The 24,769-nt window shown below is 47.7% G+C and carries 24 protein-coding genes; 16 read left to right on the forward strand and 8 right to left on the reverse strand.

All coding sequences use genetic code 11. The features are described 5' to 3' along the window. Positions 1-5 precede the first annotated feature (5 nt). Together Q0R17_RS06100 and Q0R17_RS06105 are read right to left on the reverse strand one after the other, a co-directional pair. Positions 6-425, reverse strand: coding sequence for a DUF411 domain-containing protein (locus tag Q0R17_RS06100; RefSeq protein WP_293933013.1), 420 nt, complete (start codon positions 423-425; stop codon positions 6-8). Positions 426-584: 159 nt separating this feature from the next. After that, positions 585-812, reverse strand: a complete 228-nt coding sequence (locus Q0R17_RS06105; RefSeq protein WP_293933015.1) for a hypothetical protein — start codon at positions 810-812, stop codon at positions 585-587. Between the two features lie 237 nt (positions 813-1,049). On the opposite strand from Q0R17_RS06105, the gene Q0R17_RS06110 reads away from it, so the two are divergent. Then, positions 1,050-1,652: a glutathione S-transferase family protein gene (locus Q0R17_RS06110; RefSeq protein ID WP_293933017.1), complete on the forward strand. Its 603-nt coding sequence runs from the start codon at positions 1,050-1,052 to the stop codon at positions 1,650-1,652. Between the two features lie 95 nt (positions 1,653-1,747). Here the strand turns inward: Q0R17_RS06110 and Q0R17_RS06115 are convergent, their stop codons facing one another. Together Q0R17_RS06115 and Q0R17_RS06120 are read right to left on the reverse strand one after the other, a co-directional pair. After that, on the reverse strand, positions 1,748-2,245 hold the full coding sequence (locus Q0R17_RS06115) for an FxDxF family PEP-CTERM protein (protein WP_293933019.1): 498 nt from the start codon (positions 2,243-2,245) through the stop codon (positions 1,748-1,750). 216 nt (positions 2,246-2,461) lie between these two features. Beyond that, on the reverse strand, positions 2,462-3,427 hold the full coding sequence (locus Q0R17_RS06120; RefSeq protein WP_293933020.1) for an NAD(P)H-quinone oxidoreductase: 966 nt from the start codon (positions 3,425-3,427) through the stop codon (positions 2,462-2,464). An 806-nt stretch (positions 3,428-4,233) separates the two neighbouring features. Between Q0R17_RS06120 and Q0R17_RS06125 the strand changes: the two genes are divergently transcribed. The 14 genes from Q0R17_RS06125 (at position 4,234) to Q0R17_RS06190 (ending at position 16,943) form a co-directional block, all read left to right on the forward strand. Next, positions 4,234-4,935: an ABC transporter permease gene (locus tag Q0R17_RS06125; protein WP_293933021.1), complete on the forward strand. Its 702-nt coding sequence runs from the start codon at positions 4,234-4,236 to the stop codon at positions 4,933-4,935. A gap of 12 nt (positions 4,936-4,947) precedes the next feature. Beyond that, complete coding sequence (locus Q0R17_RS06130; RefSeq protein WP_293933024.1) at positions 4,948-5,826, forward strand: glycine betaine ABC transporter substrate-binding protein; 879 nt, start codon at positions 4,948-4,950, stop codon at positions 5,824-5,826. 1 nt (position 5,827) lies between these two features. Continuing rightward, complete coding sequence (locus Q0R17_RS06135; protein WP_293933026.1) at positions 5,828-6,478, forward strand: ABC transporter permease; 651 nt, start codon at positions 5,828-5,830, stop codon at positions 6,476-6,478. Then, positions 6,475-7,596, forward strand: a complete 1,122-nt coding sequence (locus Q0R17_RS06140) for an ABC transporter ATP-binding protein (protein ID WP_293933029.1) — start codon at positions 6,475-6,477, stop codon at positions 7,594-7,596. Before Q0R17_RS06135 ends, Q0R17_RS06140 begins: the two co-directional genes overlap by 4 nt. Before the next feature lie 185 nt (positions 7,597-7,781). Next, positions 7,782-8,600: a siderophore-interacting protein gene (locus Q0R17_RS06145; RefSeq protein WP_293933030.1), complete on the forward strand. Its 819-nt coding sequence runs from the start codon at positions 7,782-7,784 to the stop codon at positions 8,598-8,600. A 59-nt stretch (positions 8,601-8,659) separates the two neighbouring features. Next, positions 8,660-9,637: an ABC transporter substrate-binding protein gene (locus tag Q0R17_RS06150; protein WP_293933032.1), complete on the forward strand. Its 978-nt coding sequence runs from the start codon at positions 8,660-8,662 to the stop codon at positions 9,635-9,637. Between the two features lie 324 nt (positions 9,638-9,961). Further along, positions 9,962-10,975, forward strand: a complete 1,014-nt coding sequence (locus Q0R17_RS06155; RefSeq protein WP_293933034.1) for an iron ABC transporter permease — start codon at positions 9,962-9,964, stop codon at positions 10,973-10,975. Beyond that, the gene (locus Q0R17_RS06160) at positions 10,972-12,006 is read left to right on the forward strand and encodes an iron chelate uptake ABC transporter family permease subunit (protein ID WP_293933035.1); all 1,035 of its coding nucleotides are present in this window, start codon (positions 10,972-10,974) and stop codon (positions 12,004-12,006) included. Before Q0R17_RS06155 ends, Q0R17_RS06160 begins: the two co-directional genes overlap by 4 nt. A 15-nt stretch (positions 12,007-12,021) precedes the next feature. Continuing rightward, positions 12,022-12,849: an ABC transporter ATP-binding protein gene (locus Q0R17_RS06165; RefSeq protein ID WP_293933037.1), complete on the forward strand. Its 828-nt coding sequence runs from the start codon at positions 12,022-12,024 to the stop codon at positions 12,847-12,849. Between the two features lie 360 nt (positions 12,850-13,209). Continuing rightward, positions 13,210-13,422, forward strand: coding sequence for a hypothetical protein (locus tag Q0R17_RS06170; protein WP_293933039.1), 213 nt, complete (start codon positions 13,210-13,212; stop codon positions 13,420-13,422). Between the two features lie 246 nt (positions 13,423-13,668). Continuing rightward, the gene (gene tsaB / locus Q0R17_RS06175) at positions 13,669-14,349 is read left to right on the forward strand and encodes a tRNA (adenosine(37)-N6)-threonylcarbamoyltransferase complex dimerization subunit type 1 TsaB (protein ID WP_293933041.1); all 681 of its coding nucleotides are present in this window, start codon (positions 13,669-13,671) and stop codon (positions 14,347-14,349) included. Beyond that, a complete protein-coding gene (rimI, locus tag Q0R17_RS06180) occupies positions 14,346-14,798 on the forward strand; it encodes a ribosomal protein S18-alanine N-acetyltransferase (protein WP_293933042.1) in 453 nt (150 codons plus the stop codon). Before tsaB ends, rimI begins: the two co-directional genes overlap by 4 nt. Beyond that, positions 14,798-15,643, forward strand: coding sequence for a uracil-DNA glycosylase family protein (locus Q0R17_RS06185; RefSeq protein WP_293933043.1), 846 nt, complete (start codon positions 14,798-14,800; stop codon positions 15,641-15,643). The genes rimI and Q0R17_RS06185 overlap by 1 nt, the downstream gene beginning before the upstream one ends. A 97-nt stretch (positions 15,644-15,740) precedes the next feature. Continuing rightward, positions 15,741-16,943: an EAL and HDOD domain-containing protein gene (locus Q0R17_RS06190; RefSeq protein WP_293933045.1), complete on the forward strand. Its 1,203-nt coding sequence runs from the start codon at positions 15,741-15,743 to the stop codon at positions 16,941-16,943. A gap of 63 nt (positions 16,944-17,006) precedes the next feature. Here the strand turns inward: Q0R17_RS06190 and rnk are convergent, their stop codons facing one another. The 3 genes from rnk to Q0R17_RS06205 all read right to left on the reverse strand — a co-directional run bounded on the left by rnk (position 17,007) and on the right by Q0R17_RS06205 (position 19,692). Next, entirely contained in the window at positions 17,007-17,393 is a 387-nt protein-coding gene (rnk, locus tag Q0R17_RS06195) for a nucleoside diphosphate kinase regulator (RefSeq protein ID WP_293933047.1), read from the reverse strand. A 137-nt stretch (positions 17,394-17,530) separates the two neighbouring features. Beyond that, positions 17,531-18,031, reverse strand: coding sequence for a DUF934 domain-containing protein (locus Q0R17_RS06200; RefSeq protein WP_293933049.1), 501 nt, complete (start codon positions 18,029-18,031; stop codon positions 17,531-17,533). Continuing rightward, positions 18,031-19,692, reverse strand: coding sequence for a nitrite/sulfite reductase (locus Q0R17_RS06205; protein WP_293933051.1), 1,662 nt, complete (start codon positions 19,690-19,692; stop codon positions 18,031-18,033). Before Q0R17_RS06205 ends, Q0R17_RS06200 begins: the two co-directional genes overlap by 1 nt. Before the next feature lie 487 nt (positions 19,693-20,179). Between Q0R17_RS06205 and pepN the strand changes: the two genes are divergently transcribed. Continuing rightward, positions 20,180-22,798, forward strand: a complete 2,619-nt coding sequence (pepN, locus tag Q0R17_RS06210; protein WP_293933053.1) for an aminopeptidase N — start codon at positions 20,180-20,182, stop codon at positions 22,796-22,798. A 155-nt stretch (positions 22,799-22,953) separates the two neighbouring features. On the opposite strand, the gene Q0R17_RS06215 is transcribed toward pepN, so the two are convergent. Next, positions 22,954-24,432, reverse strand: a complete 1,479-nt coding sequence (locus tag Q0R17_RS06215; protein WP_293933055.1) for a B12-binding domain-containing radical SAM protein — start codon at positions 24,430-24,432, stop codon at positions 22,954-22,956. Between the last annotated feature and the right edge of the window lie 337 nt (positions 24,433-24,769).

Genomic DNA, 24,769 nt, shown 5'->3' on the forward strand with positions numbered 1-24,769 from the left:
AGCCTCTATTCAATCGAAAAAAGTTTAGGTTCTGCCGACTGGCCCAGCGCATAAATCTTTAAGCTACCTTTGATTTCTGGCCCCATTCCAGGCGAATTTTGCGGCATGCCAGGCGCGCTAATACCGGCAATTTGCGGTTTTTCTTTGAGTAATTTATGAATCGCCGCCACCGGCACATGGCCTTCTACCGTGTATTGGCCGATGCGTGTGGTATGGCAGCTGGCCAACTGTGCCGAGCCATATTGCTTTTTAAGGCTAGACATATCCGTGCTATTAACGGCTTTTATTTTAAAACCATTTTTTTCAAGATACTTCACGTACTCCTCGCAGCAGCCACAATGAGGATCTTTATAAAGGGTGGCATTGATCGCCGCGAAGGCCGGTTGGGAAAGCAAAACCAGCAACACTAAAAATAATTTTTTCATGATTAAATCTCTTATAAAACAGCAAGCTACAGACATGCAGCAGCCCGTTTTGAATAAGCACAAGATGCTATTCCCTAACAGAGCAAACAGCCATTTAGAGCGTAACCGTTCAGGCGAGAGTGACCCGCCCTACAAAACATCTCGTGCATAAAGAAGAAACTAGGACGAAGCAACCGCGCCGAAAGTAGGTGGCTTATAAGGAGATTCAAGAGGAGGGTCAGGCAAAAAATAGACGGGCGCAGCGCTGAAAGCTGGCTGGGTAAGCGTAAAAGCAGCCGTAGAAACCGCATTCGACAAGGCTGGATAATGGCTAATACATGTTTGCAAGCAGTCTGCCATATCCAGCATGGCAGAGTCCATCTGACACGTTTCATGAGACTCAGCCATGTGGCAAGGCGTGCTAGCGGCAGACGCAAGCCAGCCTGCCGCATTCAACGACAGTACTGACACTAGCAATAAGAAAAGCCACACTTTTTTCATCTCTTGATTGTAGCACTGCAAGCAAAAACGGGGCATTTGAAAAATTACACACAACTTAAAAGTGGTTTTACAATTACTTAATCACTGATATTTTGAATGTAAGATAGCCAATATCGCTCCCTCAATCATTTAGGCAATGCTTGTATGCTTCTCTATGGCAGTACCGAATCTGGCCATTCTTTTAAAATCCGCTCATTCCTTTTGCTTACGGCTACCCCGCATCGCTATCAATGGATTGATCTCAGCCTAGCTCGGCAGCAACGGCCCGCCGCGTTTATTGCGGCCAGCCCCTTTGGCGAAGTGCCTGTTTTAGTGCATCAAGGTAAGGTGCTCTGCCAATCCAATGCGATTCTAAGTTACTTTGCCCAGCAAAGTGGCCAGTTCACGGGGGGCAAAGAGCAACAAGCGGCGCTGGAATGGCTAGCTTGGGAGGCCAACCGCATCGGCTTTAGCGTGCCCAACTACCGCTTTGCCCTACACTGGTCACCCCAAGCCCCCGAGGTTATGACCTATTTACATGCACGGCTACTGGCCGATCTGGCAACGCTAGAAGACAAACTAGCTGGCAGAGATTTTTTACTGGCATCAGGGCCAAGCATTGCAGATATTAGCTGCTCGGCCTATTTATTTTGGCTTGATCAAATCAGTATTGTAGAAACAGACTGGCCCAATATTAAGCGCTGGCTTAGCGCAATACGCCAACTCCCACACTGGCAGAGCCCTAATATTGCAATGCAAGGCATTTAATAATAAACAGCGGTGTGGATAATGCATAAAGGCCATCATTTAATTAAATGATGGCCTTTTTAATACTGCTTTGTGGCAATACGCCAAACCGCAAATTATTTAACTAACTTGTGGCGGCGAGTAGCAAGCAATCCCAATAAACCTAAGCCCATTAAGGCATACGTTTCTGGCTCTGGAACAGGCACGGCTGGCACAATACTAAAAGAGCCAGCACCAATATAACCATTTTTTGTACTGGTCTTAAACTGTAGAAAATGCGTGCCAGTTAGATTCGCCAAAGTCAGGCTATTTTCATAGTTTTTTTGATTGGTGAATGAATCAAGCTTTACACCGTCTAACCATATACTCACAGACGCAAGCGCTGTTGGTTTATGGGCTACACTGTATGCATTTTGCACAACAGACCAAGTCAAATAACCTTGATTTAATACAGGCCCAAAATTAATAGAAAAATCAAAGTTACTTGCTTTTGTTACTTTAAAACCACCCGTTGCAACACCTTCTTCAAAAGTGACATCAGTAGCAGGTGCAGAAAAAGCTGCTGTGCACGCCATAAACATGGCCCCTGCCATAAGTGTTTTTAATATATTCATTTATCAATACCCCTAGAAGTGTTTATAAAGTGACAAACAATATTTCACTTCTGCTCACACAACCATTTACAACAAAGCACAAGCGAACAATCAATATATTAGTTAATCAAACTCTACAAAACAAACAGGCATCCCTTATTTAGTAAATTTTATCGTATTTAAGTAAATAATTATTGTTTAAATACTAGATAATTAGATAACTAATTAACTCTTTAATTAATAATTAATAATACCCAATACTACCTTTCCTAAATTACGACTTTCTGTAATATATTGATGGGCTTCGGCTACCTTTTCCCAATCAAAAATACAATCAATCGTTATTTTTAAATCGCCAATGGCGATTAAAGGCAGTAATTTTTCACGCAGCGCCGCTGCTAACTCCGCCTTTATGGTCAAAGGCTGTGCCCTAAGAGTGGAGCCGGTAATACGCTGGCGCTTCATCAGCAGCAAGCCAAGATTTGCTTCAGCGCTCATGCCACGTAGCAAGCCAATCAACACAATCTGCCCATCCATATTTAAGCAAGCTTGGTTTTTAGCGAGATAATCACCGCCTACCCCATCCAAAATCAAATCCACACCACCGGCTTCTTTAACAATGACAGCAAAATCATCCCGTTGGTAATCCACCACTAGATCAGCCCCAAGCTGGCGGCAGAATTCGCCTTTCAAAGCACCACCTGCCGTGGTGGCAACCCAAGCGCCCAAATGCTTAGCCAACTGAATGCCTGCCGCCCCTACGCCGCTGGCCCCTGCATGAATCAGCACCCGCTGGCCTGCTTTTAGGCCACCAATTTTGACCAAATTAAACCATGCGGTCATCCATGCTTCAGGCAGGCTGGCTACATCAGTAAAAGACAGCCCTGCAGGTATTTTCATGGCAAGACTGGTTTCTAAAAGGCAATATTCTGCATAAGCGCCCCCGCCCACTAAGCCAAATACCTGGTCGCCTAGGGCAAAACCATCAACGCCCTCACCCACAGCACTCACCACACCCGCTACTTCTAAGCCCAAGATAGGTGAATCACCTGCTGGGGGCGGATAACGCCCTGCAGCTTGGGCTAAATCTGCCCGATTAATCCCCGCAGCATAAACTTGAATCAATAACTGCCCAGCCTGCACTTGGGGCTGCTCAGCTTGGCCTAAAGAAAGTAATGATTTGGTCTGGATCACTGCACGCATAGATAGCCACCTAAATGATGTAAACAAAATATTGAATCAGCTCATACTGTCACAATGCATTACACAAGCCAAAGAAAAAAGCCCTATATTTGCTGTCAAAAAACTTACTCCATCAGGTTTAAAGCGCTTTGCTGGCAACAGTTTTCCTGATTATGTCTCTTACTCAAACCAAGCCATCTAAGTACTTGTGCAAAAGTTTTATGGCAAGGCGTCGAAGCCGCAGGCAGTACAGTTAGTACGACAAGGCAAGACAACGATGCAAGAAAATTTTTGCCTATCTACTTATTGCATGTAGACCAATATGCTGCGCCCTGTTCAGCTAGGGCGCAGCAAGCCAGTGCTTGCCCCTACATTTTGTTTGTAGACACCGCTGTAAAAAGCAAATTACAGAGCAGAAACATTATCAGCTAGATTGATTTTTCATCCCCAAACGGCACAAAAAAAGCTTCGCCAATAGTTACAAGTTGCTTCATTTACATTGCTGCCCAGTGTAAGCACATGCTAAAAACTGTCCTCTTCTAAAAAAATCACTCTGCATACAGCGGTGATCAAGGCCTAAAGCCTTTCGATTTGCACTGACGATATCGCGGCGCTTAGCCACTGATTTTTATCGAAATGGGTCGTAAAACATCATTACGTCCTCAGCCAGTGCAATCTCCATATGCGATTTTTTAATCGTTAGGGCGCGTTAAGTTTTACTGCATACATGCAGCAAAACCAGCCTAAGTAAGGCAACCCTCAATTCTTAAGTTGTCACTCTCATCATTGCGAGCGGTTTTGACCGCTCTACAAGAAGGAGTATGCACATGTCTGTGTACCTAAAACGTGGTGGATTCGTCGTCTTTTTGGCGGCAATCTTCGCTATCATTCAATCGCATCCAGCTTGGCTAAAAACTTACCAGAGCGATCTAATTTACCTAGGGCAGCAGCATCTGCGCTTAGTTGCTTATTCGATGTTTCTTGCTCTGATTGTTGGGCTACCTGCGGGGGTCATCCTCAGCCGCAGCTGGGCCAAGCGCTTTGCCGAGCCACTTCTGCAAATCTTTAACGTTGGCAATACCCTGCCCCCACTTGCCGTACTGGCACTGGCCATGGTGCTGGTTGGCATTGGCGATCAGCCCGCCGTTATCGCCCTTTTCTTAGCCTCGCTGCTGCCCATTGTTCGTAACACTTATACCGGCCTATGTAGCGTATCACCTGCCTTACTGGAAGCCGCCCGTGGCCTAGGTATGACGCCAAGACAAAGCCTGTATTTTGTTGAGCTACCTAATGCCGCCCCCGTTATTTTGGTTGGAGTACGTATGGCAATGGTGATCAATGTGGGTACTGTGCCACTCACCTTCTTGATTGGAGCCAGTAGTTATGGCGAGCTGATTTTCCCCGGCATCTTCTTAAATAATCAGACCCAGCTTCTGGTTGGCGCAGGGGCAACCGCCATTGTGGCCTTGGCGCTTGATCAAGCCATTGCGGGCCTTGGACGCGTCTTTGCCAAACGAGCTGCAAACTAAAAGGAAACTGCCATGAAACAACTTATCATCAGCATCGGCCTTATTCTGGCGGCTAATTTTGCCAGCGCAGCACCGATTCGCTTAGGTAGCAAAGACTTTACCGAGCAGCATTTACTCTCTGCAATGACTCGCCTCTACCTTGCTGAAAAGGGCTTTGAAGTCACCACCACCACCGATCTGCCCAGCATCATTATGCGTGGCGCACTGGTGAATAAGCAGCTGGATATGGTTTGGGATTACACCGGTACCGCGCTGATTGTGTATCACAAGCTTAGCGAAGTGAACCCAGAGCAAAGCTATGCCAAGGTAAAAGAGCTGGACGTTAAAAATGGCTTGATCTGGCTAAAACCAGCCGCTTTAAACAATACCTACGCTTTTGCGATGCAGCGTAAACGTGCAGAAGAGCTAGGCATCACCAATATGTCGGAGATGGTTCAAGCGTTTAATCAGCATAAAGAATGGAAACTGGGGCTAGATATTGAGTTTGCTGGCCGCCCTGATGGCTTAAAGCCAATGCAGGAAAAATACCAACTTAAATTAGACCGCCCGCAAATGAAGCAAATGAATTCCGGTCTTGTTTACAACGCCATTCGTGATGGCTTTACAGAAGTAGGGCTGGTTTACTCAACAGATGGCCGAGTAAAAGGGTTTGATCTGCTGGTTGTGGCAGACGATCTGCATTTTTTCCCCAGCTACGCCGCCACACCTGTCGTTGAAAAAAGCGTGCTAGACGCCCACCCCGGCCTTGAAGAAGCAATGAATACGCTTTCTGCCCTGCTCAATAACGAAACCATCATCACCTTGAACGCAAAAGTTGATATTGAACACCAGCGTGTTGACGACGTAGCAAGCCAGTTCCTGATGGATCAGGGCCTGATCAAAGGAAAATAATATGGAAATCTTTCATTACGCTTGGGAAAACAGCAGCTTTATTCTAGGGCTTACTCGCGAACACATGATGCTGGTCTCGATCGCCGTTGGCCTTGCCATCGTGATGGGTGTGCCCATTGGTGTGTTGATTGTGCGGCTGCCCGCGCTCGCCCCTTGGGTGCTGGGCCTTGCTACCGTGATTTTAACCACCCCATCCATTGCACTATTTGGTCTGATGATCCCGCTTTTCTCACTGATTAATCAGGGGATTGGCTATGTTCCGGCTATTTCGGCGGTGTTTTTATATTCACTACTGCCCATTATCCGCAATACCCATACCGCCTTGCAGCAGATCGATCCAGGTATTCGCGAATCATGCAAAGGCCTAGGCATGAGCTTTTTTCAGCGCCTGTGCTGGGTAGAGCTACCGCTGGCCGTGCCACTGATTTTTGGCGGAATTCGCACCGCCGTGGTGATGAATATTGGGGTGATGGCAATTGCCAGCACCATCGGCGCAGGCGGCCTTGGCCTGTTGATTTTGCATGGAATTAGTCAGAGTGACATCCGCCAACTTATCGTCGGCGCAGTGATGATCAGCCTACTCGCCATTGTGATGGATCTCATCCTTAACTGCATCCAGCACTACCTCACACCTAAAGGTATCCGCTCATGATTAAGCTCGAAAACCTCAGCAAGACTTTCACCCAAAAAAATGGCCAGAGCATGCAAGCGGTCAATGATGTGAACCTGCATGTAGAAGAAGGCAAAATTTGCGTGCTGCTCGGGCCGTCAGGCTGCGGCAAAACCACCACGCTAAAAATGGTTAACCGCCTGATTACGCCTACTTCTGGACGTATCCTCATTAATGGGCAAGATACCCAAGAGATGGACGTGGTCGCGCTGCGCCGCCAAATTGGTTATGTTATTCAGCAGATTGGTCTGTTTCCAAATATGACCATCGAAGAAAACATCTGCATCGTGCCGCGTCTTTTAGGCTGGGATAAAAAGAAAAGCCGTGAGCGTGCGCGTGAACTCATGGATATGGTGGCACTCGATCCTAAGCGCTTTTTAAGCCGCTATCCGCGCGAAATGTCTGGCGGACAGCAGCAGCGTATTGGGGTGATTCGTGCCTTAGCCGCCGATGCACCGGTCTTATTAATGGACGAGCCTTTTGGCGCGGTCGATCCAATTAACCGTGAATCCATCCAAAACGAATTTCTGCTGATGCAGCGTAAACTCAATAAAACCGTGCTGATGGTTAGCCACGATATCGATGAAGCCATCAAATTGGGTGACAGCATCGCCATCTTTAGGCAGGGTAAAATTGTGCAACACACCAGCCCAGATCAGCTGCTGGCAGCCCCTAAGGATGAATTTGTTGGCTCCTTTGTAGGGCAGGATCGCACTTTAAAACGCCTGCTGCTGATTAACGCTGGCCAAGTGTGTGATGGGCAAACCACCATTACAGCCAAACCAAGCACCGAGCTGAAAGAAGCATTTAATTTGATGGATGATAATGATCAGCGTTTTCTGACCATTGTGGACGAGGCTGGTAAGCCATTAGGTTATGTGACGCGTAAAGAGGCGCGTAATGCAGAAGGAGTATGTGCGGATAAGGTGCATGCTTTTGAAGCAACGGCACAAGCCAGCGATAATTTACGTGTGATCTTATCTAAGCTCTATGAACACAATCTAGTTTGGATGCCGATTGTGGACGACGAAAATAGCTATCAAGGTGAAATCTCGCAAGACGATATCGCCCGCCACCTCAGCAGCCCAGCAATCGCCTAGCCTATAGCGGCCTGCTAGGCTTACGTTACAACGGCCAAAGCCCGATAGGCTGCTAACCACAAAACCCCCAAGCCGTCGCTTAATCCTTACGGCACTGGGGGGTTTTTTGAAATAAATACAATTGGTAAGCATTATCATTCATGATAAGGTAGAGGCATTGTGAATGCCTAAAGAAGTTTGCCCTCATGAGCCAAGAAGCCACACCTAAAAAAACCCCACGTAGATTGCAAGTCCTAAACAGTGTGCAACTGACCCCTCATCTGCAACGCCTCACCTTGGGCGGCCCAGAATTAGAACACTTTCCTAGTGGCAGCAATGGGGCACATATCAAGCTGCTGTTACCACAGCAAGGGCAAGCACTCACGCTACCTACGGCAGGGCCTAAAGGTTTGATCTGGCCAGCGGCGCAAGATAGGCCTTTAGTACGCACCTATAGTATTCGGCAATTTAATGAAGAACGTAAAGAGCTCACCGTTGATTTTGTGATTCATGATGAATATGGCCCCGCCTCTTTTTGGGCCAAGCACGCACAGATTGGCGATGAAGTAGGCCTTGGTGGCCCTGGTGGCCCTGCACTCTTTAATCCAGATGCCGAGTATTTTTTACTGGCAGGTGATTTATCCGCCCTGCCGCTAATTGCTGCAGTGCTAGAAATGCTGCCAAACAGCGCTATTGGCCATGCCTTTATCGAAATTCCATCTGAACAAGACCAGCAAATGCTGCAGCATCCGGCAGGCATCAAGTTGACTTGGTTAATCAGCCCCACACCTAGCTTGCGACTTCCCCAAGCCGTTTTAGCTTTGCCTTGGCCAGAGCAAATTGTGTCCGCCACCGTGGCAGGCGAAGCAAATGCCGTGGTATCCATCCGTAATTACCTACGTCTAGAAAAAAAACTAGCCGTCAGTCATTGCTATGCCGTGCCCTACTGGAAAAACCTACACAGCGAAGAGGCCTATCACGAAGAGCGCCATCGCACCATGGATGAAGTGCTTACCCCCGCTTAAGCCCCTCCCTTATTTGCAAGCGCAGCATTGGCCCACTATTAACAAGCGATGACCTCACTATGAATAAAAAATATCTTTTGGCTGGCACTGGATTAGTACTGGCTATCTTGGCTGCATTCAGCTTCAGCCCAAAACAAGCGGTAGAGAGCCAAGCCGTGGCCCCAGTAGCTATGCACACCGTTACCGATGCAATGGGGCGCAAAGTAAGCCTGCCGCTTAAGCCACAAAGAATTATTGCTTTAGGAGAGTTTGATTTAGACGCGCTGCTCGCCCTTGGCATTGAGCCCGTAGGCACTAGCAATGGTCGAGGCCAACAAACAGCACCCAATTATTTGCAAACCCTTGCTGCCAAGGTACCCAGCGTAGGTGCATTTGCCCAGCCCACCATGGATAAAGTGATTGCGGCCCAGCCAGATCTCATCATCACCAGCACCATTAATGATGAACAAATTCTAAACCAGCTGCAAAAAATCGCCCCAACCGTGGTTTCAATTAAAAATGGCACCGAATGGAAAGCTGCCTTTAGCCAATTTGCCAGCTATTTAAACCGCGATGCGGAAGCCAAGGCCTTTTTAAAGCAATACCAAGAGCGAGCGGATCAACTTCAAGGCAAGCTAGCCGCCCATCAAAATGAAACGGTTAGCATTGTGCGCTGGAATCCTAAAGGCCCTGGCTATATGTTCAAGGATGCTTTTGCGAGCTTAGTGATCCGCGATTTACAACTCGCCCGGCCCAAAAGCCAAATGCAAGCTGGTGTAGCGCACTCTCACCCATTAAGCCTTGAAGCCTTGGATCAGATTGATGCCGATTGGTTATTTTTAGGCACGCTTTCTCCTGAAGGCGAAGCCGCTAATATGCTCAAAACGGTTAAAAATTCCCCTGCATTTGCTCAGCTCAATGCGGTTAAACAAAACCATGTTGTGGTAATTGACGGCTCCTTATGGACCAGCGCGGGTGGCCCGCTTGCTGCGCTGGCTATTTTGAACGACGTAGAAAAATCTTTGCTTAGCCCCAAAGCATCTCTTGCCAAGCTTTAGCCACTTGAGCAATCCCCTCAAGCCATCAAAGGCCATAGGCATTCGCTAAGGAAACGCTGATTTATTCAATTTCGCCACTCCCGCGCAGACGGGAATCCAGTATTTACGCTGGACTACCGATCAAAACATTCGGGGATGACAATTTAATCAGAGGCCTGCTCAGCCGTGAGTCCTAACCCAACATTTGGGTTTAAAGAGAATAAAAACACCAAGAAAACGGCTGAATTTAATACTCACTTTTCTCTGTGAAACTTCGTGCCCTCTGTGTTCTCTGTGATTCAAGACTTGGGTTTTAGTGTACGTAACATCAGAAGGAAGTTTTTTGTGTTGGTTTCTGCCCCCACTCTTGCGCAGCTACTGCGCTGGATGCTCTTATTAACGGCTTTACTACTTTGCCTTGCTTTTTTATCTTTACTGATTGGTTCAGGCCATTTAGGCATGAAAGAAAGCTTGGCCTATTTAGCTGGCGATAGCCAAGCCCGTGCTAATGAACAATTAAGCATGGTGATTCAAAGCTTGCGCGCACCACGCACCTTAGCCGCCATTATGGTGGGGGCCTGTTTAGGCAGTGCAGGGGTACTATTGCAAACCGCAACCCGCAATCCACTGGCAGAAAGTGGCTTACTTGGCGTGAATGCTGGGGCCGCACTGGGCGTGGTCATTGGGATTAGCTTTGCCAATGCGCAAGACGGCTACGCCTATTTGCTCTGGGCTTTTGGCGGGGCGCTCTTCGGCAATGGCTTAGTGCTGTTGGTGGCCAGCCGTGCCAGTGCACTAAAGCTGGTACTGGCGGGCGTGGCCATCAGCGCTACCTTTCAAGGCTTAAGCTCGTATTTATTGCTGAGCAATATTTCGTCTTTCGATCAATACCGCTTCTGGATATTAGGCTCACTCTCTGGAGTGAGCCTTAGCATGACTCTGCAATTACTGCCGATCAGTGTCTTTGCGCTGCTGCTGGCTTTAATTATGGCAAGGCCCTTATCCGCACTCTTACTTGGCGATGATAGCGCCCGTGCGCTAGGCCACAATCCCACCTTAACCCGCAGCATTATCGCCCTTACGGTAACACTGATGAGCGGCGTAGCCGTTGCCTTAGCGGGACCGCTGGTGTTTTTAGGCATTGTTGCCCCCTATGCGGCACGCAATATTGTAGGGCCACGTATTGCTAGCCAAATCTTACTTGCAGCGCTGATTGGTGCTTTGGTCTTACTCAGCGCCGACATCTTGGCACGCTTAGTAATTCGCCCCTTTGACTCCCCTGTTGGGGTGATCTTAGCTTTTATCGGCGCACCATTTTTAATCTTGCTAGTGCGCTCTAGCAAAGTCAGCACAATATGATCAATACGCCTCAAACCCATCACGACAGCACGGTGGTTCGCTACCAAGGTTTTTCCTTGCTGCTATCGCACAGCGCCATTTTTAGCACCATCGTCATCAGCTTAATTTTGCTACTCGCCGTGATCGCCTCTTTGGCACTTGGCTCTACTTTTATTCCGCTGAATGCGGCCCTGCCCGCTATTTTGGGCCAAGGCAGTCATAGCACACTCTTGCTGGTACAAGAAATCCGCTTACCGCGTATTTTTGCTGGCTTGATTACCGGAACCGCCCTTGGCACAGCAGGCTGCTTAATCCAAACCATGGCGCGTAATCGCTTAGCTTCCCCTGATTTATTAGGCATTAACAATGGTGCAACGCTGGCGATTATTCTAGGGCTGATTGTTGGCAATATCTTAGGCAGCTGGTGGCTTGCCCTAATCGGAGCGGCAGGCTGTGCGCTGCTGATTTTTATGCTAGCTGGCCGATGGGGCCGCCAAGGTTACCGCGTATTGGTAATTGGCCTTGCCATTGCCGTGATGCTGCGCTCAGTGATTGAGCTGCTTATGTCTACCGTTAGCTTACAGCACGCCAGCACGCTATATACATGGAGCCTTGGTAGCCTAGTTGGCAGAGGTTATAGCGCATCGCTGCCAGCAGCTTTGGGCCTAACGCTGCTTTTGCCTACCGCACTCTTGCTCAGCCGCCGCCTTGCCCTATTACGCTTTGAAGAAGGCTTAGCCGCCAGCCTTGGCTTGAATGTGAGCAAAACACAGCTCTTTATTATGCTGCTCACCATTGGCCTAGCGGGTTTGGGTGTCACCATTGGCGGCCCTATTGGCTTTATTGCCTTGGCCTCGCCCATCATCGCCAGCCGCTTTGCCGATCCCGCCCATATTCCTATTTTTAGATCCGCCCTGATCGGCGCAATCGTGATTATCTGTGCCGATACACTAGGACGCATCACCAGTAGCCACGCTGAAGTGCCAGTAGGGGTGATTACCAGCATCTTGGGTGGGCCGTTTTTACTATGGGTTTTGTTGTCAAAACAATAAAAAAGAGAATTTAAAATGCGTCTGATGGTTGAAAATATTCAGGTGAGCTATGAGCAGCACGTAGCCGTAGATGGTGTAAGTTTAAGCGTAGCCGCAGGCCAGCTGGCGGTGATTGTTGGACCTAATGGCTGCGGAAAATCCACATTACTACGCAGTATTGCCCGCTTACAAAAACCACAAAGCGGCCAAATTTTGGTGGATGGGCAAAATGTTTGGCAACTCTCCCCACGCAAAGCGGCACACGCCATTGCCCTGCTACCACAAAGCCCCATTGCCCCTGAGGGCATCAGCGTGACTGATTTAGTACGCTATGGCCGTCACCCTCATCAAGGCTTATTACGCCAGTGGTCAGCTCGTGATGAAGAAGTAGTTAACGCCGCCCTACTAAGTACCGACATCCATGATCTAGCCCAGCGCCGCCTAGAGTATTTATCTGGTGGACAACGTCAGCGCTGCTGGCTAGCCATGATTTTAGCGCAAGAAGCACCGCTGGTACTGCTGGATGAGCCGATTAGCATGTTGGATTTGGGCCACCAAGTAGAAGTGCTATCACTGGTAAAAGCGCTCACCCAAACAGGGGTAACGGTGGTCATGGTGCTGCATGATTTAATCGCCGCAGCCCGCTACGCTGATGTGTTAGTTGCGATGAAAAACGGCAAAATTATTGCCAATGGCCCACCGCGCGAGATCGTCAGCACCGAGCTGGTGCACACACTTTACGGTGTACACGCTGATATTTTGCAAGCGCCCAGCGATGGCAGTCCCGTCATTGTGCCAACGGCACGTGCCAGCCCACCAGCCAATGCAAGCAAAAAGAAAGTTTCAGAACAGAGTACGCACTAAAAAAACAAGCTAAGGCGGGTGATTCAGCCGCTTTAGCAATCAATCCAAAGTAACTAAAATGTAACAAATTCTTTAAAAACAGCAAACTAGAGCATAAACCAGCCTAAAAAATGACAAATTTGCACGTTTTTAACAAAAAACCAAACAAAGTGTTGACAGGATTAGAAAATACAGCAACAATCCATTCACTAATTTGATTGAGCATAACCTTGTAAAGCGAATATTTTTGATTCGCAATGTGTTTGTAGCAGTACTATCCAGCAAGCCTACTCAGCTTTTCTGCAAGTTCTCCCCGAACCAGGTGCTCTTCTTTTGGTGCTTAGCCATTCAACTTTGAATGGCCAATTACTAGGAGCCATCATGGCACAATTTGATTTTATCGTAGAAGCTCGTCCGTCCACCCGTCACACCGGTATGGAAGGTTGGTATCAAATCGTCGTTTGTCACGGCAAGCAAAAAAAACCAGTTACAGACTGGCAAGCTGCCCCACAAGCTAACGACAATAAATTGCACAGCGTTTTAAATAGCGCCGCAGCTTTAGCCAAACAACAGATCCAAGTGCAATTTCATTAATTATTTGAATAGCACCATCTAATGGGAATACCAAAAAGTCTATCTTTCCACAATAAGACAAGGCGCGTGTTAAAAAATCGACGCTACATATTTTTTAATACACAACGCAATATTATGGCGAAAAATAGATTTTTATAGACTTCCTAATCGTAAAAAAGCCCACCGCTGCGTGGGCTTTTGTTTATCTGCAATATCTAATCACATGCGCATGGTAGAATCTCACCTTAATTGTTTTTCTGCCTACCCATGCCCTATCTAGCGCTCGACACCTCTACCGAACATCTCTCCCTAGCCATTAGCACCCAGCAAGGCATCGTTACCCGTAACTGGCCTGCGGGGCAAAAACATGCCGAGATGATTCTTCCTTGCTTAGCTGCGCTGCTTGAAGAGTGCCAACTTACAATGGAAGATATTCAAGGCATCGCCTTTGGCAATGGCCCTGGCTCATTCACTGGCTTACGCATTGCCGCGGGTATCACCCAAGGCTTAGCCTTTGCACGTGGCATTCCGGTGTTAGGCGTTTCAACCCTAGCCGCCCTTGCGGCTGGCTGCGATGCAAATCAAGTCTATGCCTGCCTTGATGCGCGGATGAATCAAGTCTACTGCGCGGCCTATCGCAAACAAGATGGCGTGTGGTCAGAGGTAATCGCCCCTTGTTTAAGCGATCCAGACGCCATCCCCGTACCGAGTGGGGATAACTGGCTGGCAGCAGGTAGCGGCTTTGCGATGTATGGCGATGCACTTAAAAACAGCCTAGGAACACGCATCAGCAGCATCGATGCCACGCGTTTTCCCCTTGCCAAAGACATCCTAGCCTTAGCCCTGCCTGATTTTATAGCGGGCAAAGGCTTGGCCGCGCATGAAGCGGAACTGGTGTATTTACGCAACAAAGTCGCGCTCAAAACCCATGAGCGGATAAACAAATGAAACAAGTACGCCAATTAGATGAGCGTGACATCCAAGCGCTGATGCAGCTAGACGCAGCTACCAATTCGCATCCTTGGGTAGATAGCCATTGGCAACACTCGCTAAAAGCCGATATTTGCCTAGGTATAGAGGATGAAAACGGGCTCGCCGCCTTTACCGTTGCCATGAAAATGGCCGATGAGGCCGAGCTACTTTTGATTGCCGTTAGGCCCGCTTTGCAAGGCCAAGGGCTCGGACAAAATATCTTTAACGCCCTTGTCAAAAAACTACATGGCGCGGGTGCACACAGTTTATTTCTAGAAGTGCGACAATCCAACCACCGCGCGCGGGATTTTTATGAAAATGCCGGTTTTGCAGAAACCGGTATTCGCCCCGCTTATTACCCCGCGGCCAGCGGCTCTGGCCGTGAAGATGCTTTGATTTTTGCCATGATGATGGATACGCATTGATGAATCGTCGGGCGCTGATACTAGATGAATTAGGCTTAAGCCCTGTATGGGTACGTAAGGAGATCTTGGCCGAACTACAAGCCAAGCCTGTTGAGCCTGCGCATGTTGCCGTAGCATCAAATTCACCTGCGCCTCGGCCACAAGGCTTTTCACCCGTGGCGGTAGCGGCCCATCAAGCCCTTGCCCCGCTGGTTAGCCCCGCTAAATTCACCCCGCCACCAGCCCAAACCTTGCCTGCCAATGACCCCATTGAGGACGAGCGTTCACTACGCATTGCCCGCATGAATTGGCAAGAACTCAATGCCGCCGTTAGCACTTGTACCGCTTGCCCGCTTTGCGAGGCAAGGCAAAAAACCGGCGGGCAAACGGTATTTGGCAGCGGCCCAATGCAAGCTAATATTATGGTGATTGGTGAAGCACCTGACGCAGATGAAGAAACCCAACAAACGCCATTTTTGGGCGATGCAGGCAAGCTGCTCAACAATATGCTGGCCACGATTGGTGAAGATGAGCAGGTATATAAAACCAATATTCTAAAATGCCGCCCCCCCAACAAACGCAACCCACAAGCTGCCGAAGTATTACAATGCGCACCCTTTTTAAAGCGCCAAATCGAGCTTATTCAACCCAAAACGCTGCTACTGACTGGGCGCTTTGCCATGAAAACGCTACTTGAATCAGATGAGCCAGTCAGCGTATTACGTGAAAAGCTACAGCAATACAAGCAGATTCCGCTAGTAGTCAGCTACAACCCAAGCTACCTTCTACGTAACTTACCCGACAAATCACGTGCCTGGCATGACATATTACGATTAAAGGCCGCACTAAAAAATAGCCGTCACTAAACCGATTATCTTGTCGCACCACAACAAAATAAAATGGAATTCGCCAGCCTTAAAAATTAAGGTCTAGACTGAATCAACCATCACTATTTAGACCGCCATGCAAAATTCATATCACTTGGGGCGACAACCCATTTTAAACCGCCAACAAGAGTTGGTTGCTTACGAATTACTCTTTAGAAACAATAGTCAGCGCAATGAAGCCATTGTTCCTGACGATTTTTTAGCCACCCTTGATGTAATTCAGCATGCATTTAGTACCCTAGGCACCAGCAGCGTACTGGGCGATAAACTCGGCTTTATTAATGTGAGTGCTGATTTACTATTATCAGATGTTCTAGAGTTACTCCCCCCGCAGCAAGTTGTATTAGAAATATTAGAAACAGTCGAGATTACCCCCTTAATTGTTGAGCGCTGCATTGCCCTTAAAAAGAAGGGCTTTAAACTGGCTCTCGACGATGTAATTCATTTAAATGATGCTCAGCGCGCCCTATTGCCGCAGATCAGTTTTGTAAAGCTAGAAGTGCTAGGGATGGCAAAAGCACAAATGAATGTGCTGATTAACGAGCTACGTGCCTATCCTTTACAAATTTTGGCAGAAAAAGTCGACAATCCAGATCAACATCTTTTATGTATGAAATTAGGCTTTGATCTTTTCCAAGGCTATTACTTTGCCAAGCCAACCATTTTATCTGGCAGCAAACCACAGCCTTCTCAAATGGCCTTATTACGTTTACTAGGGTTAATTAATAGCAACGCCGGCAATAGCGATATTGAGATGGCTTTCAAGCACTCTCCCGACTTAACCATTAATTTACTTAAGCTAGTTAATTCAGTAGGATCTAGCTCCCCCAAAAAAATAGACAGTATTGCTGCCGCCATTACGGTATTAGGGCGCCGCCAAATGGGGAGATGGATTCATTTACTCGCCTATGTACAACAATCGGGCAAAGCCATAGGCAGTAATCCACTAGTGCAAACAGCCGCAATTCGTGGCAAATTTATGGAGCTACTGTCTTTAAAGCAAAAGCCCCATGACCACAGTTTGGCCGATCAAGCATTTATGGTAGGGATGTTTTCTTTAATCGATGTTTTTTTTAATGCGCCATTGCAAGAATTATTAGAGCCGCTCAATTTAGCCGATGATGTAAAAGATGCGCTAATGGGCAAAAAAAACGCACTGGGTCTTCTTCTTAGCCAAGCTTTATTGGCAGAGGACAGCAACCCAATTAGCAATGCGAATCCACCCTGTGATTTTGAAGCGCTCTTAGCCGCAATGAGCTGGGCGAATGAACTAGGCTGATTAAATTTAAATAAAAAAAACACCGCCCATATCCACTATGCCGGTGTTTTTTTACGCCATCAATTATTGGCTGACGCTTAATATTTTTACTTTAACCTCATGACCACCTGGTGCAGGCCAATCAATACTCTGCCCTACGGATAAACCCAAGAGGGCACTGCCCACTGGCGCGGTAACGGAAACCTTGCCTGTTGAGCCATCAATTTCGTGAGGAAAACATAAAGTCAGCTCAAACTCTTTATTGCTCGGCGTCATTAAAAAACGCGCCGTAGAATGCATCGTCACCACATTATCTGGCATATCGGCTTGCTCTAGCACGGTGGCACGGCCTAATTCCGCCTCTAATGCCGCTGCATCAGGAAAAGCATCCGCTGGTAGTTTATCCAACAAAGCATAAAGACGATCGCAATCTAAAGTCGACACGGTAATCGGGGGCAATGCACTCATCATTAGATCTCCAAACCTATCTGCCATGCAGAAATTAATTCAATAAAGAATAAGACTTGGAAAATAAAAACTAGTTCCCCTTAATGCATAAATCCCCACTTTTCGGCGGGGATTTATAAGTAAGCAATTTATTTAAGCTCTTAGTTGCGACGTCTAAATAAAGGCACGGGCTGATCCGTGCCGGTTTGATAAGACTCAGCTAAAGCATCTAGGCCTAATAAAGCGTCCTCAATGTTTTTATCGCTATTTACCACAAAAGCGTTAAATCCACAGCGCTTTAAATAAACAATCGTGTCTTTAAATACATCGCCAAAAGCACGTAATTCGCCCGTAAAGCCATAACGCTCGCGTAATAAGCGCCCAATAGAAAAACCACGGCCATCTGTAAATGCAGGGAATTCAACCGCAATCAAAGCAAGGCTAGCCGCTTCATTGCCTAGGCTTTCTGGCTCATCATCTGGAGCAAACCACACGCCAAACTCACCACGCGTTTGTAACTCTAATTTTTGCGCAAGATACTGAGCCAAAGGAACAATAATTAAACCACTGCTTGGCAATACCGCAAAGCTACCGTCTTCTGCATTTCTAAGCAGCTCTGCTTCGCAATCAATAATCGCGTGATCTTTAATAATACGCGCCATTATGCCGCCTCCTTCGCATAAACACGAGTCTTAAAGGGCAGCATACCAATGCGATCAAATACATCAATAAAACGCTCTTCACCCAAGCGGTTTTCTACAAATACATCCATGATCTTTTCAATCACGTCAGGCATTTGTTCTTGAGCAAATGAAGGCCCCACCACTTTGGCTAAAGTAGCACCATTACCTTGTCGACCACCTAAGGAAACCTGATACCACTCAGAGCCATTTTTATCCACCCCTAAAATACCGATATTGCCAATATGGTGATGGCCGCAGGCATTCATACAGCCAGACATATTTAAATCAATTTCACCTAAGTCATAAAGGTAATCAAGATTATCAAAGCGCTCTTGAATGGCAATTGCAATAGGAATAGATTTAGCATTGGCTAAAGAGCAGAAATCACCACCTGGGCAGCAAATCACATCCGTCATCAAGCCGATATTTGGCGTAGCAAAACCAATTTCCTTGGCTTTTTCCCATAGTGCAAATAAATCAGATTGTTTGACATCCGATAAAATTAAATTTTGCTCATGAGAAACGCGCAATTCACCCAAAGCATAGCGATCGGCTAAATCGGCTACGGCAGCTAATTGCTCACTCGATGCGTCTCCAGGGGCTGCGCCGTGCTTTTTAAGGCTTAAAGTAACGGCAGCATAACCCGCTTGCTTATGCTTAAATACATTGCGCTCTACCCAACGGCTAAAGGCTTTGTTATCTAATTGCTGCTGAATAAAGTCAAGATCGTCACCAGCAAAAGAAACATAATCAGGCGTGGTAAAAAAGCCCTGCATCCGCGTCATTTCGGCTGGAGTTAAAGTCTGTGGCCCGTCTTTTAAAAAGGCCCATTCTGTGGCTACTTTGCTGGCAAATACTTCTGGCGTAAGCGCCTTAACCAAAATCTTAATCCGCGCCTTATATTTATTATCGCGGCGGCCATAGCGATTATAAACGCGCAATATCGCTTCTAAATAAGTCAGCAAATGAATACAGGGTAAAAACTCACAAATTACGCTGCCAATAATGGGCGTTCTGCCCAGGCCACCACCCACAATCACTTTAAAGCCTAATTCACCCGCAGCATTTTGCACCACATTCAGGCCAATATCGTGCACCCAAATCGCAGCGCGATCTTCTACAGCCCCATTGACGGCAATTTTAAATTTACGTGGCAAATGGGCAAATTCAGGATGGAAAGTAGACCACTGGCGAATAATCTCGCACCACGGGCGGGGGTCAAGCAGCTCATCATGCGCCACACCAGCAAACTGATCGGTGGTGGTATTACGAATACAGTTGCCCGATGTTTGAATGGCGTGCATTTGCACCGTAGCCAATTCAGCCAAAATATCGGGGATGTCTTCTAATTTAGGCCAGTTATATTGCAAATTTTGGCGGGTAGTAAAGTGTGCGTAATCTTTATCGTATTTACGCGCAATTTCTGCTAGCTTCCGTAATTGGGTACTAGTCAGATGCCCGTAGGGAATCGCCACACGCAGCATAGGGGCATGACGTTGGATATACAGGCCATTTTGCAGACGCAGCGGGCGGAATTCTTCCTCACTCAACTCTCCCGCTAAATAGCGACGAGTTTGATCACGGTACTGAACCACACGCTGGTCTACGATGCGTTGATCGTAGTCGTCGTAGATATACATCTGAATCATCCAGAAAAAGGGATAGTGCTATCCGTCGCTGCCAATAAACAGGCAACAAAAAGGGTAGATAATCTCGCCACTTGCAGAGATTTCTACCCCTGTACTTGCTCAGCCTGACGAGTAAGCCAATTTATTGTTCCGACTATACCAGTGGCACTTTGTAAACTAAATGACTATTTATGAATAAGGTTAGGCCGCAATGTGTATATAAAGCGCGGCCTTGCTGCTTTTAATCTTGCTTTTAGATTAACGCTATCGCTATACGCAAAAGCAACACCTTCAGTGCATTAAATTTAGTGAATCTTGCCCCGCAGGCAAATAAAAATTATGCCTTAATAAACAAGCTATTTAACGGCCGATACCCTAGGCTTATTCCCCTATCCTGCTGTTTATTTTTGGCCCACCTCACCCTGCCCATCGTGATTTATTTACACGGCTCTTGCACGAGGGGTATCCTCGCATTTCAACCGAACTTTGAATCCTCAGCATGACACTCCAAAGCACCCAAATTAATCGCCTCGACTACACCGCACCGGCCTTTTTAATCGACCGCGTTGATCTCACTTTTGAGCTTGAAGAAAGCCAAACACGGGTCCAATCTAGACTGGTACTGAAGCGTAACCCCGAAGCTGCTGCAGGCCTACCACTGTCTCTAGTCGGTGAAGAGCTATCGCTTGAATCGATCAAGCTAGACGGCGCACTGCTCAAAACCGATGCCTATAGCGTATCGGCCACCGGCCTTGTGATCGCTACCATGCCAGACGAAGCTATTTTAGAAATCGTCACCATTATTAATCCGCTGAGTAATACCAGCCTCAATGGCTTGTATGTATCCAGTGGTAATTTTGTAAGCCAATGCGAGGCCGAAGGCTTCCGTAAGATTACCTATTACTTAGATCGCCCAGATGTGATGGCTAAATTTACCACCACCATCATTGCCGATAAGACGCGCTACCCTATTTTGCTCTCTAACGGTAATCGCGTAGACAGCGGCCAGTTAGAGAAGAATCGCCATTGGGTAAAATGGGTTGATCCATTTAAAAAGCCCGCCTATTTATTTGCGCTAGTCGCCGGTAAATTTGTCATGCTGGCTGATCAGCACACCACGCCTAGCGGCCGCCGTGTGGCTTTAGAAATTTTTGTAGAGCCGGGCAATCTAGATAAATGCCATCACGCCATGGCGGCGATTAAAAAAGCCATGCGTTGGGATGAAGAGCGCTTTGGTCTGGAATACGATTTAGACACTTATATGATCGTAGCTACCAGCGACTTTAATATGGGCGCGATGGAAAACAAGGGCTTGAATATTTTCAACACTAAATACGTGTTGGCCAAGCCAGAAACCGCCACAGACGTTGATTTTGACGGCATTGATGCCGTGGTTGCGCACGAATACTTCCATAACTGGACGGGTAACCGTGTGACCTGCCGCGATTGGTTCCAGCTCAGCTTAAAAGAAGGGCTAACGGTTTATCGCGATCAAGAATTCTCTAGCGATATTGGTAGCCGCTCGGTTGAGCGTATCAACAATGTAAAAGCACTGCGCGAAATGCAGTTTGCCGAAGATGCAGGCCCACAGGCACACTCGGTTCGCCCTGAAGCTTACTCAGAAATTAACAACTTCTACACCATGACCATTTACGAGAAAGGCTCGGAAGTGGTGCGCATGTATGCCACCCTGCTCGGGCGCGAAGGTTTCCGTAAGGGCATGGATTTGTACTTTAAGCGCCACGATGGCCAAGCCGTCACCTGCGATGATTTCCGCGCCGCGATGGCAGATGCCAATGGCGTAGATTTCACACAATTTGAAGAATGGTATAAGCAAGCGGGCACACCAGCTCTGGCTATCAGCAGCCATTACGATGCAGCCGCGCAAACCTATACTTTAAATGTAAAACAAAGCTGCCCAGCGACACCAGGCCAAGCTGAAAAACGCCCTTTCCATATTCCACTGGCGGTTGGCTTGCTGAATAAGCAAGGCAAAGATCTGCCGCTGCAACTCGCTGGCGAAGCCGCTGCACAAGGCACAACCCGCGTCTTAGAGCTAACACAAGCTGAGCAGAGCTTCAGCTTTATTAATGTTACGGCGGCGCCTACGCCATCCTTGCTGCGTGATTTCTCTGCGCCTGTGAAGATCAGCTACGCCTACACCGATGAAGAGCTGGTGTTTCTGATGGCCAACGACAGCGATGCCTTTAATCGCTGGGAAGCGGCCAACACCTTTGCCACGCGGCTCTTGATAGCGCTTTACGCCGCTGGCGATGAAAAGCCTTTGGCACCAGCCAGCTTTATCAATGCCCTGCGTAAACTAACTAGCGAAAAAATTGACGCTGCCCTTATCGCGCTGATGCTAGAGCTACCGCGCGAAAATTACTTGATTGAGCTGATCGATCAAGTAGACCCCTGCCATCTACACTTTGTGCATCGCAGTGTTAAAGCACAAATCGCCCGCGAATTGCGCCCAGAGCTGCTGGCTATTTACCAAAAGCTAAATGATGGCGCAATTTACCATTATGAGAACGCCAGCAAACGCAGCCTGAAAAACGTCTGTCTCGATTACTTAGCCGAGCTGGATGAGCCTTTAGTCAGCGAAATGCTCAGCAAGCAATATCGTTTGTCAGACAATATGACTGATCGCCTAGCCGCACTCAAAGCGTTGGTTAACCGCGATGGTGGTGAAGCGCAGCTGGCCGACTTTGCCGTGCAATGGCATGACGACGCGCTGGTGATGGATAAATGGTTTGCCCTGCAATCCACCAGCCGCCGCCCAGGCGCGCTAAGCCGCGTGCAAGCGCTGATGGATCACCCCGCGTTTTCAATCAAAAACCCAAATAAAGTACGCGCACTGATTATGGGTTTCTGCCTGCAAAACGCTCAGCACTTCCACGCTGCCGATGGCTATGGTTATGCTTTTGCCGCAGACCGGATTATCGAGCTAGACAAAATCAACCCGCAAGTTGCAGCTCGCTTGGCATCCAGCTTTAACCGCTGGAAAAAAATGGAGCCACAACGCCAGCAAATGATGCAGGCCGAGTTGCAACGCATTGCCCAGCAAGATGATTTATCCAGCGATCTGGCAGAGATTGTGAATAAATCGCTCAGCTAAGCGAGCGTACTGCATAAAAAAACCTCCGGCCCAGCAATGGACGGAGGTTTTTTTATCTGTTTATTGTAATGCCCAGCATTTAATTAAGCATTTTAGGGGCCTAAGGTACAGCGCTTTGCTCTCCCTAGGCTAAGAAAATTATTCCTAGCCAAATCCTAAGCATGCAAATGCACAGCCTGCCGTTGTGGCGCTACCGTGCCCACTGACTTGGATTTTTTCTGCTTACCTGCATAATCAGAAGCAATCAACTCAGCAGCAGCAAGCTCGGACAAGCCCTGCTCCACTAGCCACTCCCCAACCATTTTAGCTAATCTATCTAGAGCAATACGGTGGGTGGCGTCGGTATGAGCGTATAGCCAATCGCTAAACGCCATAAAACGCTCAAATGGTGCATCGCCCAGCAGCACAGGCAGGGTGTTGGCAAAGCGGCCAGAATTAGCAACTAAATCCCAGTAGCGTGAAAAGCGCACCAAACGCTGCATATTGGCAAAATCAATCAGATCATTGGCCAAAATGGTGTAAGGCGGGTAAGGATCGTACACCATGCCAAAATCACGGGTATGGCGAATAATCGGCGTGCCGCGCAGGCGCTTTAAAATACCAAACTGAATTTCATGCGGACGCAAAGCATAGAGCTGATCAAAACCACGGCCAAAGCTCGCCATATCTTCACCAGGCAAACCGGCAATTAAATCAACGTGTAAATGGGCATGCGAATGTGCCGTCAGCCAAGAAATATTCTCAGCGGCTTTCTGGTTGTTTTGCTTACGGCTGACCAAGCTCTGCACTTCTGGATTAAAGCTTTGAATACCAATTTCAAACTGCAAAGCGCCAGCCGGAAACTGGCTAATGCCCGCTTTTAAGGCTTCTGGCAGATGATCGGGCACTACTTCAAAGTGAGCAAATACAGGGTCATTGGGGTGAGCCGCAATTTTATCCAGAAAGAACTGCATAATCTTTAAACTGGATTTGATATTCAGATTAAACGTGCGATCCACAAATTTAAACAAACGTGCACCGCGCTGATACAGCGTTTCCATCTCGGCTAAAAACACATCAAAATCAAACGGCCACGCCGTTTTATCCAGCGCCGACAAACAGAACTCGCACTTAAATGGGCAGCCGCGTGAGGCTTCTACATACAGCGTACGGTGGGCAATATCTTCATCGGTGTAAAGAGAATACGGCAGCACCAAGTCATTCAAAGGCGGCTGCACCCCCGCTTGCACTTTCATCAAGGGCTGCGGGCCATTCAGAATCTGCTGACAAAGCTGCGGCAGCGTGACTTCGCCCCAACCAGTAATCACAAAATCGGCCAGCTTTACAATCTCCTGCTCACCCGTCTCATATGAAACCTCTGGCCCGCCAAGAATCAGTTTTATCTGCGGCGCAACGCATTTAAGCATCGCCACCACTCGGCAAGTTTCTTCCACATTCCAGATATACACGCCAAACCCAATGATTTTGGGCTTCTTCGCCAACAGCTGCTCAACGATCTCGGTAGTCTTCATGCCGATTACAAACTCCGCCAGCTGGGTTTCCCCTTGCAAATCACCCATATTAGCCAGCAAATAGCGCAGCCCAAGAGAGGCATGGGTATAGCGGGCGTTTAAAGTAGAAAGAATAATCGACATGATATAAATCTAGCAGAAGGCAAAGAGGGGTATTTTACGGGTTAACAGACGCAGAAAGCGATCAAAGCATAGGGAATGCAAAAAATGTCATGCCTCGCCAGCTGTAACTATATAAAATCAAATCACTCAGAAAAAACAGTGTAGCTATAAATTCAAGAAAAATAGCAGTAAGCAAAACACTGAACTGACAAATATCGAGCCTGTAAATCTTTCTGTGTAAATGCCTTTGGAATTACTGGTGGCCGTTCAGCCGGTCACCAAATTCTATAACGAAACGATTCAGCGCCATCCGCCAGTTTTGAATCGGCATCGTCCATTTCTTTGAAGCCTGTTCGAT

This window comes from Iodobacter sp. (assembly GCF_025352645.1).
GTDB lineage: Bacteria > Pseudomonadota > Gammaproteobacteria > Burkholderiales > Chitinibacteraceae > Iodobacter.